Genomic DNA, 12,379 nt, shown 5'->3' with positions numbered 1-12,379 from the left:
GCCCGCGGACAGTGAGGCCGGTGTGCGGCCCGGGCACCGCGGGCGTGGCCCTGGAGTTCGCCCCGATCGCCTGCCGGGCGCGGCGCCCGGGAGCTTCGGTACGTCGGAACGGCGGCCTCAGGAGGTCCGCGGCAGGAGCGCCGGGGACCGGGGATGCCGGGGCGGCCGTGCCGCCGGCCTTGCGCTCCGACACCGGGTCGTGGGCGACGGGCGTGCCGCGGGACCTGAGGGCGGACAGTCGTCGCGCCGCGGGCGGCCGCCCGGGGCCAGAGCCGACACGCCGGTGGCCCACGGGAATTCGGATGCGGCCACGGGCCGGTCGCCGTACGGTCCACGGCATGGCCGACGACGCTCTCCCGCCCCGCCTGACCCGCCTCACCTTCCACGGGCCGCTGTCCGAGGAGCGTGCCGACCGACTCGTCGCGCGACTCGCCCGCCGGGAGCCGGCCTGTGTGCTCGACATCGGCTGCGGCTGGGGCGAGTTGATGCTGCGGCTTCTGGAGGCGGCGCCCGGAGCCAGGGGCGTGGGGATCGACCTGAACGGGGACGACCTGGCCCGCGGACGCCGCAGCGCCGAGGAGCGCGGGCTCCTCGAGCGGGCCCGGTTCCTCGATGAGTCCGCCGCCGGCACCCGGCACGGGCCCGCCGACGTCGTGCTGTGCGTGGGCTCCGGCCAGGCGCTGCTCGGTCCGGACGGCACCGACGCCTCCGCGGCTCTCCCGGCGACCACCACCGCGCTCCGCGCGCTGCGTTCACTGGTGGTCCCGGGCGGGCGCGTGCTCTTCGGCGAGGGGTTCTGGCAGCGCGTTCCCGCGGCGGAGGAGCTGGCCGCGATGTGGCCGGACGCCCGGGCCGACGACCACCTCCTGTTGGCCGATGTCGTCGAGGCCGCCACCGCGGCCGGATTCCGTGTCGAGGCGATCGAGACCGCGGGCGAATCGGAGTGGGAGGACTTCGAGTCGGGCTATCTGGCCGACGTGGAGGAGTGGCTCGCCCACCACCAGGGGCACCCGCTCGCCGGCAGCACCCGCGAGCGGGTGGACCGTCACCGGGCGAGCTGGCTGCGTGGTTACCGGAACGTGCTGGGCTTCGCCTACCTCACGCTGATCCCGGTCGTCTGACCTCGGCGCACCCGTACTCCCCGGGCAGTGGGCACACCGCCGCCGGCCGCACGACGGCCGGAACGCCCTTCCGGGGTGACGCTCCTGCCGTGCGGGGGAACGTCATGAGCGGTTCGGACCGCAGGCGACGGGCGGCCCGGCCCGACACCCGCACCTCGACCGGCCGCCCCGGAGTGCGGGGCGGCCGGTCGGACGGCATGGACGTGGTCGGCCGGGTCCGGCCCGCGGTGCCGCCTCAGGTCGCCACGGCCGCCCGCACCGGGGCGCGTTCCCGCGGTTCCGCCTCGACGACGGGGAAGGGGGTGGTGGCCGCACCGAACACCGCGGTGACCGCGTACGGCGACGGTGCCGCCGGGGCCGGGAGTGCCGTGGGCAGCGTGAACCAGACGACCTTGCCCGCGTCGCCCTTGGGCAGCACTCCCCAGCTCTCGCTCACGGCCTCGATCAGCGCGAGTCCACGGCCGGTGGTCTCGAGCGGTCCCGCGGATCCGAGCACCGGTATCCGGGGGTCGTGGTCGTGCACCGAAACGGTGAGCCGGTCGAAGAGCAGCTCCATCTCCACGGTGCACAGTTTGTCGGGCTGTGCGTGCCGGTGGACGTTGGTCAGGAGCTCGGTGACGCCGAGAGCCGCCTGGTCGATCAAGCGATCGAGCTGCCAGTAGCGCAATTGCGCCGACACGATTCTGCGGACCTGACCGATCCGCGACGGAAGAGCCTGGAGCTCCACCGTGCAATGCCTGCTTGCCTCGCTGATCACGGCTGCGACTCCCCGAATGAGGTCCGGAAGAAGACGAAGGATCGGATCCAGCAGTTGGCTGCTGCCTGCTGTCTGTGCCGGCGGGACTGAATCACAGTGTCACCACCGGTGAACCCTGAGTGATGAGTCAAGAGTGAACCCGGCGTGACACATCCGCAACTCCGCGCACACGCGGCGCAGGTGGGGGACGGTTCGGCGGCTCAGCCGGGTCAGCTCCCGGCCTTGCGGAGCACCTTCAGGAGCCGCCCGGTCAGCGCCTCGTCGCCGAGATCCCGTCGGGGGCCGCTCAGCGTCAGCCGGTAGCGGGTGCCGTTGACCGTGGCGACCGCGCTGTCGCCGCTTCCGGTGAACCAGGGCCTGCCCACCCTGACCGCCTGCACGGGCGCGCTGTCGATGACCCGTCCGTAACTGGTCAGCAGGGCGAGTGTGCCGCCCTCGACCAGCACCTGACCGGCCGTCGTGAGCGAGCGTGGCCACCGCTCGATCCGCACGCCCGTGGCGCTGAACTCCGGCTCCGGCATGGCTGCCGTGAACTCCGCATCCGACATGGCCGCCCCCTTCGCGCCCGCTCCTGCACCTCAGTCTGCACAGGCACCCGCACGGGCACCAGAGCGCCTCCCCGCCGCTTCCACAAGCAACCCCTATGGATCCCCAAAGTGAACGTTTGTGCAGGTGAGGGGCTTATCGTGGACAGTGGGAAGCGTCGGTCTGAGAGTGAGGAGCGGGGCGCATGACCACCTACGAGGCGATGGCCACCGTCGATGTGGACCGCAGCGATCCCGAGTACCGGGCCTGGCTCAAAGAAGCCGTACGGAAAGTGCAGGCCGATGCCAACCGCTCGGCCGACACCCATCTGCTGCGCTTCCCGCTGCCCGAGTCGTGGGGCATCGATCTCTACCTCAAGGACGAGTCCACCCACCCGACGGGGAGCCTCAAGCACCGGCTGGCGCGATCGCTCTTCCTGTACGGGCTGTGCAACGGCTGGATCCGGCCGGGCAAGCCGGTCATCGAGGCGTCGAGCGGCTCGACCGCCGTCTCCGAGGCGTACTTCGCCAAGCTGATCGGCGTGCCCTTCATCGCCGTGATGCCTCGCACCACCAGTGCGGAGAAGTGCCGCCTCATCGAATTCCACGGTGGCAGGTGCCACTTCGTCGACGACTCGCGGAAGATGTACGAGGAGTCCGCGACCCTCGCCGCCCGGACCGGCGGGCACTACATGGACCAGTTCACCTACGCCGAGCGGGCGACCGACTGGCGCGGCAACAACAACATAGCCGAATCGATCTACCAGCAGCTGAAGTTGGAGCGCTACCCGGAGCCCGCGTGGATCGTGGCCACCGCCGGTACCGGCGGCACCTCGGCGACCATCGCCCGCTACGTCCACTACATGCAGTACGACACCAGGGTCTGCGTCCCCGACCCGGAGAACTCCTGCTTCTTCGACGGCTGGACCCGGGGCGACGCGCTGGCCACGAGTGACTGCGGATCGCGTATCGAGGGCATCGGACGGCCCCGCATGGAGCCGAGCTTCGTGCCCGGAGCCGTCGACCGGATGATGAAGGTGCCCGACGCGGCGACCGTCGCCGCCGTGCGGGCCCTGGAGAAGGCCATCGGCCGCAAGGCCGGCGGCTCCACCGGCACGGGGCTGTGGAGTGCGCTGAAGATCGTCGCGGAGATGGTGGCTGCGGGCGAGCAGGGGAGTGTCGTGACCCTGATCTGCGACCCCGGCGACCGCTACCTGGACAAGTACTACTCCGACGACTGGCTGGCGGGGCAGGGGCTCGACATCGCCCCGTACACCGCCGCCATCGAGGAGTTCCTGAGTACCGGGGTCTGGCCAGGCTGACCCCGGGGACGGCTGCCGCGGGGACGACCGGCCCCGGTCCGGCTGACGGGCCCGGCCGAGTGGGCCCGCCGTCCGGCCGGCGGCCCCGCCGGCACGGGTGGACCGACCCAGCCGCCGCACCCTCTTCCGCGCGGACTCCCGGCGCCGGCCGGTCACACCGCGGGCGAGGCGAGCCGCCGGTCCAGGTTGCGTACCGCGTCACGGAAGGCGCGGCCCAAGACCGGCTTCGCGAGCCCCATCAGCAGGCGCAGCGGAGCGGTGCCGTCGACCGCCATCGTCCACCTCACCCGGGTTCCGGATCCGGCGGGAGTCAGCCGCCACTCCTCGAGCATCGCCCGCACGCCCGGGGCGTTGGTCTCGTCGATGCGGTACGCGTAGCGCTCGCCCGGCTCCGTGCTCATGATCGTCTCCCGGAATCGCGTACCGCCGCGAAGCCGGACCTCCCGGCCTTGTCCGCCCCGGGTCGGCCGGGCGGACGTGACCGCAGTGAACCAACCCGGCCAGCCCTCGACGTCCTCCGCGAGCGCGCGGTACACGGCCTGGGGGTCGGCCCGCACCTCCCCGGTGAACACCAGCCGGACGGGTGCGGACCCGGCGAAGTCCAGCTCCACGGGCCTGAGTCGGTGAACCATGAGCCGTACCTCCGGGGGCGGTGGCGCAGGAGTGGTCGAAGGGGGCGAGCACGAGGCGCCCGGGCTGCCGGGGAACCGGAAGCGGGCGAACGACGGACGGGGAGACGACTGGACGGAAGCGAGCGGGCGGGCGAACGACGGACGGGGAGACGACTGGACGGAAGCGGGCGGGCGGGCGAACGACGGACGGGGAGACGACTGGACGGAAGCGGGCGGGCGGGCGAACGACGGCCGGTCTCCCGTCCGACGGCGGATGGGGGAACCGGGCGTGAGGCCGGGCAGATGGGACCCGCACACGATATCCGGCTACCCGCCGGACGGTCACCGCTCCGGTGGATCCGGGCCACGGCCCAGCAGACCGTCCACCGCGCGGCCGAAGACCCGCCGCCCCGCCCGGGCCAGGAGCGGGCCCGCCGCAGCCGGCAGGCCCCGCACCCGTAGCTCCTCGGTCCAGCTCACCACCGAGCCGTCCGGGGACTCCCGCACCTCGATCTCCGCCCAGCCCAGTACGACCCGGCCGCGTTTCTCCAGCCGGCAGCGGCCGGGCCGTCCGGCCACCGGCGGCTCCCAGCGCACGATCTCCATCGGATCGTCGAAGTGCGCCCGGCCCACGCCCGTACGGGCCACGAACAGGGTGCCCTCGCCGCTCGGGCCCTCCGTCGTCACGGAGATCCGTGTCAGGGGCACCTGCGCGGCATGCGCCGGCCAGTCGGTCAGCCGCCGCCATGCCTCCCCGGCCGGCAGTGGCGTCGCACGCACCACCCGGAAGGCCGTCATCGCCCATGCTCCGGCCGCTCCGACGGCTCGTCGGGTCCACCGGCGAGCACCAGGTTCGGCAGGTGCTCGGCGATCTCCTCGCGTGCCCCCTCCGGCAGCCCCGAGTCCGTGACCAGCGTGTCCACCTCGTCCAGCCGGGCGAACGAACTCAGCCCGACGGTGCCCCACTTGGTGTGGTCCGCGACGACCACCACCCGGCGGGCCGAGCGGACCAGCCGACGGTTGGTCTCGGCCTCCGCCAGATTGGGCGTCGACAGCCCCGCCTCCACCGAGATGCCGTGGACCCCCAGGAACAGCACGTCGAAGTGGAGGGAACGGATCGCCTGATCGGCGACCGGACCCACCAACGAGTCCGAAGGGGTGCGTACCCCTCCTGTGAGGACCACGGCGGGGGCGCCCGGAGGCCGCCCGGAGGCCCCGCCCGCCCGCTGGACCGTGTGGAGCACATCGGCCACCCGCACCGAATTGGTCACCACCGTCAGATCGGCGACGTCGAGGAGGTGGTGGGCGAGGGCGTAGGTCGTCGTGCCGCCCGAGAGGGCGATGGCGCTCCCCGGGACGACCATCTCGGCCGCGGCACGGGCGATGTCCTCCTTGGCGCTCAGCTCCAGGGACGACTTGGCCTCGAAACCGGGCTCGTGCGCGCTGGCCTCGGCGACCGGCACGGCGCCTCCGTGCACCTTCTCCAGGACGCCCAGCCGGGCGAGGGCGTCCAGGTCGCGGCGCACGGTCATGTCGGAGACGTTCAGCCGGCGGGTGAGTTCGTTGACCCGCACGCCGCCGCGCCGCCGCACCTCGTCGAGGATCAGAGCACGACGCTGCTCCGCCAGGAGGTTCTGATTGTCGCTCACCGCCGGGGCCGGTCCTTCCGCTTCACGGTCGGGTTCGCTGCCGAGCCCGCTGTCGCTGTGTCCGTTCACCGAGGAACCTCATCCTCCCACGGTGGCTTCGCCCCGGTGGTGGGGAGAATCGGTGGAGGGGCACGCGGCGCTGCTCCGTGTTCCGGGATTCTGGTCGCGCCGCCGATCCTCCCACCGCCGTGATGCCACCGGCAGAGAGCGAGCCGCAGAAGTGTCCCCAGCCGCACCGGACCCCGCGCCGCAGCCCGGGGGAGCCGCACTGGAACTGCTGGTCCACGGCGTCGGCGGAGCCACCCCGCAGGACATGCTCGGCGATCCCCGCACGGTGCGGGTCACCGGCGACGCCACGGCCGCCGTGTACCGGCGTACCGACGACTCCGACGCCGAGCACCGTCCCGACCTCGATCGTGACGGGCCGATCCCCGAGGCGTACTGCTGGTCCAATCTCACCTCCGGCAACGGAGCCAGGGCCCTGTGGCTGCTCCTCCTGCCGTTCATGGTCGTCAATCTGGCCCACTGGATGCGGCCCGCCGCCACCGGCAGGACCCGGACCTTACGGCTGTACGGGATGCTCGTCCGGCTTGTCGCGCTCAGCCTCACGGTGCTGTTCACCGCGGCGGCCTGCGAGGTCGCCCTCGACCTGACGGCGTGGCAGTGCGCCGGCTCCGCCCGCTGCTCCCGGGACAGCTCCTGGATCGGCTTCCTCTCCGCCTCCAACGACGGCTGGTGGTCCCAGCCCGGCCGCCGGCTCTCCCTCGCCGCCCTGCTGCCGGCGGCCCTGGTGGGTCTGCTCTGGTACCTGTCCAACCGCACCTGGAGCGCCTACGAGGCCCAGCGTCCGCCGAACCCCACCGCCACACCCCCCGACGCCTCCGCTCGCCCGCAGGGCGAGGACTCCGCGGACACGGCGAGCGGCCACGGAGCCCACGGCCCCGAGGCGGGCGACAGCTCCCCCGGAACCGGGAACGGCGAGAGCCCCGCCCTCACCGCGCGGACCGTCCGGCCGGCGCTCGGCCGGCCTGGATTCTGGTACGGCCGCCGGCTGGTCGCCCGGCTGCGCGCGGCGCACACCGCCGCCGGGATCCTGGTCGTCGCGGCAGCCGTGACCGGCGCCGCCGCGCGTCACGACCGGAGCGCGGGCGTCCGCGCCCTGGAGGTCTCCGGCTGGGTCCTCGAGGCGGTGCTGGTACTCGCCGGCGTCTTCGTCGTCGCCGTCGTCATCCGCCGCGGACGCGGCGAGGAGCTCATCGACAACCGGATCGACCGTGCCGTCGTCCGCCGGCTGCCCTGCGCCTCACTCGTCCTGCTCGCCGTCGCGATGGTGTACGGGTCCTGGTCCCGCCCCGGCTGGGAGTCCCAGGGCACGCTCCCCGGCGAGGTCGCCTTCCGCGTCATCGCCCTCGCCCAGGGGGCGCTCGTCGTCGTCCTCGCCGTCGCCGCGCACCTGCTGCACCGCCGCGCCCGGCACGGCCGGGCCGTCCTGCGGGGCCTGGGCGGTCCCGCGGTCGCCCTGCTCGCCTGCGCGCTCGGGGGCGTGATGACGGGTGGCGTCGCCCAGCGGGTCGCCGACTGGCTCGACGGGTCGGGCACCCCCGGGGAGGGGGAGGGGGCGATCCCGGGGCCGCCGGTGCTGCTGAGCTGGCAGGCGTCCGTCATCCCCGTCCTGCTGCTCCTGCTGCTGGTGCCGCTCTGCGTCCTCGGCGCACGGACCTGGCGCAGGGCGCGGGCCCTCGGGGAGCGTGTCGAGCAGGACTATCCGCACGAGCGGCCGGACCACGTGCGTACCCGCCGGATCGCGGGCACTCGCGCCCGGGCGGGTCTCACCGACGCCGCGCCCGTCGTCCTCGGCGTCGTGTGCGTCGCGACGCTGCTGCTCGGCGCGGGCGCCGTCGCGGGGGCGTGGGCCAGTGCGGAGGTCCCGGGCGAAGCGTTCGACCGGGCCCACCCGGTCGTCGAGGCGGCGGCCGACGTCGCGCAGGCCCTCGGCTCCTGGCTGATCGGACTGCTCTTCATCCTCTTCGTCACCTGGGGCAGGCGTGCCTACCGGGACGCCGCCGCCCGCCGCACCGTCGGCATCCTGTGGGACGTCGGCACGTTCTGGCCGCGCGCCGCGCACCCCTTCGCACCGCCCTGCTACGCCGAGCGGGCCGTTCCCGATCTGACCTGGCGCATGGCCTCATGGACGTCGGCCACCGGGGGGCGGCTCGTGATCTCCGGCCATTCGCAGGGCAGTGTGCTCGCCGCGGCCGCGGTCTGGCAGCTCACCCCGGCCACCCGTCGGCGCGTCGCCCTGCTCACCTACGGCTCACCGCTGGAGCGGCTCTACGGCCGCTGGTTCCCCGCCTACTTCGGTGCCGTGCAGCTGCGCGGGCTGCACCGGGAACTGCACTGCTGGCGGAATCTGTGGCGGCACACCGACCCGATCGGCGGCCCGGTCCGGCTCCCCGCCGAGGACGGCAAGCCCGAGGTCGACCGGGAAGCACTCAAGGACCCCGTGGTGTACGGGCGCACGGACACCCACCCCCTGCCGGAGCCCGTTCTCGGCCACTCCGACTACCAGGCCGACCCGGCGTTCGCCGAGGAGCGCCGGGCACTGCTGGAACGGCTGCCGCCCGCACTGCCCCGTCAGCGCGACGAGGCCGCCCCGGCTCAGGGCAGTTCGGGCAGGTCCTCGGGGTAGAGCAGCGACAGGTCGTCCGTGTTCGGCTCGGTGAGATCGGCGACCCGGCCCGCGTGCCGTTCGACCATCGACTCGAAGGTCTGGCGCGCGGTCCGTCCGTTGCCGAACGCCGGGCCCTTCGGCAGTGCCGTGAAGTACTTCTGCAGGGCCTCGGCCGTGCCCTCGGCCAGCCGGTACTCGTGCTCCTCGGCCTGCTGCTCCACGATGCGCAGCAGCTCGACGGGGGCGTAGTCGCTGAAGGTGATGGTCCGTGAGAAGCGGGACGCCACACCGGGGTTGACCGAGAGGAACCGCTCCATCTCGGCGGTGTACCCGGCGACGATCACGACCACGGCGTCCCGATGGTCCTCCATCAGCTTCACCAGCGTGTCGATGGCCTCCCGGCCGAAGTCCCGGCCGGAGTCCTCCGGGGAGAGGGCGTACGCCTCGTCGATGAACAGCACTCCGCCGCGGGCCCGTTCGAAGGCCTCCTGGGTGCGGATGGCGGTGGATCCGATGTGCTCGCCGACCAGGTCGACCCGGGACACCTCGACGAGATGGCCGCGCTCCAGCACCCCGAGCGACGCCAGGATCTCGCCGTACAGCCGCGCCACGGTGGTCTTGCCGGTGCCGGGAGAGCCGGTGAAGACCAGATGGCGGCGGACCGAAGCGGCCTTGAGGCCCGCCTCCTGGCGGCGCCGGCCCACCTCGATCATGTTCGTGAGCGTCCGCACCTCGCGCTTGACGCTCTCCAGGCCGACCAGGGCGTCCAGTTCACCGAGGACGGCGTCGGACGTCCTGGCCGCCGTCGTGGGCGCGGGCGCGGGGGTGGCGGCGGGCTCGGGTTCCGCGGTCCGCTGGCCGGGGATCACAGGCAGCAGCCCGGGGGTCTGCGCGACGGTGGCCACCGCCGGGGCCGTCACGGGCGGAGCCGAGCACACACCGCTCTCGTCGCTGGTGCAGTCCTCCACGACCGTCCCGTCCTCGGGGTACTCGTACCCTCCGCGTGCGCAGCGCTCCGTGCGGCAGCGCGTCAGGGTCGTACGGCAGCCGTCCATCACATGGAAGCCGTAGCCTCCGCTGCCCGAGACCCGGCAGCCGTGGAAGGTGCCGCGGCCCTCGGCGGATACGTAGAAGCCGGCCTCGGCCGGCGAGGTGACCGTGCACCGCTCGATGGACGGATCCGCGCCCTTGGTGACGATGACACCCGTCTGGGCGCCGTCGATGGTGCAGTTGCTGAGCGTGCCGCCGCTGCCGTGGTCGCGGAACCAGGCGCCCGTGGAGGCCTCCCGGACACGGCAGTCGTCGAGCTGGGCGGTGGCCCCGTCGCTGACGGACACGGCGGTGTTGCGCACCTGGGACAGATCGCTGTCGACCACGTCGGCACGCGAGCCCCGGTCCAGGACGAACAGGGCGTCCGGGACGTCGTGCACGCGACAGGACTCGAGCACCGCGGTCGCGCCGTCACTGACCCATACCGCCGGGTAGTCGCCCGTGCTGTCGTGGATCTCGCACTGATTGGCGTCGACGCGGGTCCCCGGGTCCCACACCGAGAGGCCGTTGCGGCCGAACCGCCGCACCGTGGAGCGGGTGAGCGTGAGCACCGAACGCGACCTGAGGTCCACCGCGTTCTCCGGTACGTCGTGGATGTCGCAGTCGGCGAGGGTGAGCACCGCGTCGGTGTCGAGCGTGATGCCGTCGGAGGAGGTGCGGTGCACCCGCGAGTCCGTCAGATGGGCCGTCGCCCGCGACGTGACCTGCATACCCGCGCCCTTGATCTCGTAGACTTCGCAGCCGAGCGCCTCCAACGAGCTGCCCTCGCCGGTCACACTCAGCCCGGTGCCGGAGGCGTGGTGCACCCGGCAGCGCTCCAGCCGCGGGTGCGCACCACCGCGCACCGACACCCCGGCCTGCCCGGCGGCGACGACCTCGCACTCCTCGAACACCCCGCCCGCGCCGTCCAGTACGCCGATCCCGACGCCGGCCGGATTGTCCACCGTGCACCTGCGGACCGTCGGCCGGGCCGCCCCGCGGACCTCGATGCCCGACGCCGAGCGCGTCACGATCCGCAGATCCGTGAGCTCGGGGGCGCCGTCCTCGACGAGCAGCGCCGGCGCCGTGGCGTCCTGCCCCTCGACGTGCAGGTCCTGTACGGTCGCCGAGGCGCGCACCGTCAGCGGCACCCCGTCGGAGGGGGCGATGCGCACCGAGCCCGCCGATCCGTCCGTCCCGCGCAGGGTCACGGCACGCCGGAGTACGAGGTTCTCCCGGTACGTGCCGGGAGAGACGGTGAGGATGTCGCCGTCGGCCGCCGCCTCCAGGGCCGCGGCGAGGGAGGCGTACTCACCCGTGCGGCGCCGCCACCGCGATGTGCCGGTGTGCGTCACCTGGACCGTGCCCTGTGCCATGGTGCTGCTCTGCCCCCACCTCGTGCGTCGGTCGCGCCCGTGCCGCGCGTCGCACCACCGTAGCGTGCGCGGGAACCGGGGGTTGACCGGTCAGCCGCCCGTGCGTGTGCGGCCCCGGTCGGGACCGGCTTTCGCCCGCGCCCGGTCGAGCGCCTCGTATCGCCGCCGCGGCTGCCGCAGCGATGCCGGCGAGCACGGAGTGGGCCCGTGCGGGGTGCGGGGCCATCGGGCGGGACCGCCGGTCCGTCCGGGTCCGGAAGGTGTCGCCCCGAGGCCGCCCGCACCGCTCCGCCCCCCCTTGCGCGCCAGCCGTGGCGTCCTTGATCAGCGGGGCGGTCCCGGGGCACCGATCAGGTGTCCCTCGCTCTCCCAACGAGCGTGCCCCGCGACGGGTTCCCACGGAAAGGGTGGTTGACGCGGGTTCGGCCGGGACGGCCGGGCGAGGACGGGTACACGCGGGTTCGGCCGGGCGGATCAGGCGAGGACGCGCACCGGGTCGCCGACGCGGACGGTGCCGGTGTGCTCGGGCACCAGGTTCTGGCCGAAGACCAGCCGGTCCCCGAAGCGGCGGTGCCGGGCGAGGGTGCGCAGCGGCTCCTTGCCGCGCTCGGCCGTGGCCTGGTCGGTGGTCGTCACGACACAGCGGCCGCACGGCTTGGCCACCCGGAAGGACACGTCGCCGACCGCGATCCGCCGCCAGTGGTCCTCGGCCCACGGGGCCGTGCCGTCCACGACGAGATTGGGACGGAAGCGGTTCACCGGCAAGGGGCCCTCGTCCGCGTGGTCGCCCTGGGCGATCAGCGAGTTGAGCGCGTCCAGGGAGGCGACGGAGACGAGGAGCAGCGGGAAGCCGTCGGCGAAGGACACCGTCTCGCCCGGCAGCGCGTAGTCCGCGTCGATCGGGCGGCGGTACGCGGGGTCGTCGAGATGCACCAGCCGGACCGGCACTCCCAGGTACGCGCTGAACCACCGGTCGGAGGCGGCACCCGCGGGCACCGCCTCCACCTTCTCCCCGAACATCTCCACGGCGGCGGTGCCGGACGGCTCGGGCACCGCCACGGTCAGCGGTGCGGCACCCGGCGCGGTCAGCCGGACGGCGCCGTCCGCGAGGGGCGCGGCGGCGGCCAACGCCAGGCGCGGCTGCTGGCGTTGGGTGACCACCCTGCCCGCCGCGTCGACGAGCATCCACCGCCGGTCGCCCGCTAGTCCCCAGGGCTCCACGGCGGCCTCGGCCGGCGCGTGCCCGGTGACGGACTTGACCGGATGGACGTGGAGGGAGCGGAGCACGGGGGTCGCCATACGGCCATCCTGCCAGGTGC

10 protein-coding genes are annotated in these 12,379 nt (G+C 73.7%); 3 read left to right on the top strand and 7 right to left on the bottom strand.

What is annotated here, in order from left to right; translation table 11 throughout:
- Positions 1-302 precede the first annotated feature (302 nt).
- On the top strand, positions 303-1,121 hold the full coding sequence (locus AB0J10_RS24465) for a class I SAM-dependent methyltransferase (RefSeq protein ID WP_363064617.1): 819 nt from the start codon (positions 303-305) through the stop codon (positions 1,119-1,121).
- Between the two features lie 235 nt (positions 1,122-1,356).
- Here AB0J10_RS24465 and AB0J10_RS24460 read toward each other — a convergent pair whose 3' ends face one another.
- Complete coding sequence (locus AB0J10_RS24460) at positions 1,357-1,878, bottom strand: ATP-binding protein (RefSeq protein WP_363064616.1); 522 nt, start codon at positions 1,876-1,878, stop codon at positions 1,357-1,359.
- 209 nt (positions 1,879-2,087) lie between these two features.
- Positions 2,088-2,426: a hypothetical protein gene (locus AB0J10_RS24455; RefSeq protein WP_363064615.1), complete on the bottom strand. Its 339-nt coding sequence runs from the start codon at positions 2,424-2,426 to the stop codon at positions 2,088-2,090.
- Positions 2,427-2,608: 182 nt separating this feature from the next.
- Between AB0J10_RS24455 and AB0J10_RS24450 the strand changes: the two genes are divergently transcribed.
- Complete coding sequence (locus tag AB0J10_RS24450) at positions 2,609-3,724, top strand: PLP-dependent cysteine synthase family protein (protein WP_363064614.1); 1,116 nt, start codon at positions 2,609-2,611, stop codon at positions 3,722-3,724.
- A gap of 152 nt (positions 3,725-3,876) precedes the next feature.
- On the opposite strand, the gene AB0J10_RS24445 is transcribed toward AB0J10_RS24450, so the two are convergent.
- The 3 genes from AB0J10_RS24445 to AB0J10_RS24435 form a co-directional block, all read right to left on the bottom strand.
- Positions 3,877-4,356 carry an SRPBCC family protein gene (locus AB0J10_RS24445; RefSeq protein ID WP_363064613.1) on the bottom strand — a complete coding sequence of 160 codons (480 nt, stop codon included), beginning with the start codon at positions 4,354-4,356 and terminating at the stop codon, positions 3,877-3,879.
- A 321-nt stretch (positions 4,357-4,677) separates the two neighbouring features.
- Positions 4,678-5,133 carry an SRPBCC family protein gene (locus tag AB0J10_RS24440; protein WP_363064612.1) on the bottom strand — a complete coding sequence of 152 codons (456 nt, stop codon included), beginning with the start codon at positions 5,131-5,133 and terminating at the stop codon, positions 4,678-4,680.
- Positions 5,130-5,984: a DeoR/GlpR family DNA-binding transcription regulator gene (locus AB0J10_RS24435; RefSeq protein ID WP_363064611.1), complete on the bottom strand. Its 855-nt coding sequence runs from the start codon at positions 5,982-5,984 to the stop codon at positions 5,130-5,132. Before AB0J10_RS24435 ends, AB0J10_RS24440 begins: the two co-directional genes overlap by 4 nt.
- Before the next feature lie 220 nt (positions 5,985-6,204).
- On the opposite strand from AB0J10_RS24435, the gene AB0J10_RS24430 reads away from it, so the two are divergent.
- Entirely contained in the window at positions 6,205-8,673 is a 2,469-nt protein-coding gene (locus tag AB0J10_RS24430) for a hypothetical protein (RefSeq protein ID WP_363064610.1), read from the top strand.
- Here AB0J10_RS24430 and AB0J10_RS24425 read toward each other — a convergent pair.
- Both AB0J10_RS24425 and AB0J10_RS24420 read right to left on the bottom strand, forming a co-directional pair.
- Positions 8,643-11,060 (bottom strand): right-handed parallel beta-helix repeat-containing protein, encoded by a 2,418-nt coding sequence (locus AB0J10_RS24425; protein WP_363064609.1) that lies wholly within the window; start codon positions 11,058-11,060, stop codon positions 8,643-8,645. The genes AB0J10_RS24430 and AB0J10_RS24425 overlap by 31 nt on opposite strands.
- A 474-nt stretch (positions 11,061-11,534) precedes the next feature.
- Complete coding sequence (locus AB0J10_RS24420; RefSeq protein ID WP_363064608.1) at positions 11,535-12,359, bottom strand: MOSC N-terminal beta barrel domain-containing protein; 825 nt, start codon at positions 12,357-12,359, stop codon at positions 11,535-11,537.
- Between the last annotated feature and the right edge of the window lie 20 nt (positions 12,360-12,379).

Origin of the sequence: Streptomyces sp. NPDC049887 (assembly GCF_040656535.1) — a bacterium.
Taxonomy (GTDB): Bacteria; Actinomycetota; Actinomycetes; order Streptomycetales; family Streptomycetaceae; genus Streptomyces.
This window is presented reverse-complemented; position numbering and strand designations above follow the sequence as displayed.

Coding starts and splice junctions, on each gene's coding strand:
- AB0J10_RS24465 (WP_363064617.1), top strand. CDS start 303: ATGCGGCCACGGGCCGGTCGCCGTACGGTCCACGGCATGGCCGACGAC.
- AB0J10_RS24455 (WP_363064615.1), bottom strand. CDS start 2,426: ATGTCGGATGCGGAGTTCACGGCAGCCATGCCGGAGCCGGAGTTCAGC.
- AB0J10_RS24450 (WP_363064614.1), top strand. CDS start 2,609: ATGACCACCTACGAGGCGATGGCCACCGTCGATGTGGACCGCAGCGAT.
- AB0J10_RS24445 (WP_363064613.1), bottom strand. CDS start 4,356: ATGGTTCACCGACTCAGGCCCGTGGAGCTGGACTTCGCCGGGTCCGCA.
- AB0J10_RS24440 (WP_363064612.1), bottom strand. CDS start 5,133: ATGACGGCCTTCCGGGTGGTGCGTGCGACGCCACTGCCGGCCGGGGAG.
- AB0J10_RS24425 (WP_363064609.1), bottom strand. CDS start 11,060: ATGGCACAGGGCACGGTCCAGGTGACGCACACCGGCACATCGCGGTGG.
- AB0J10_RS24420 (WP_363064608.1), bottom strand. CDS start 12,359: ATGGCGACCCCCGTGCTCCGCTCCCTCCACGTCCATCCGGTCAAGTCC.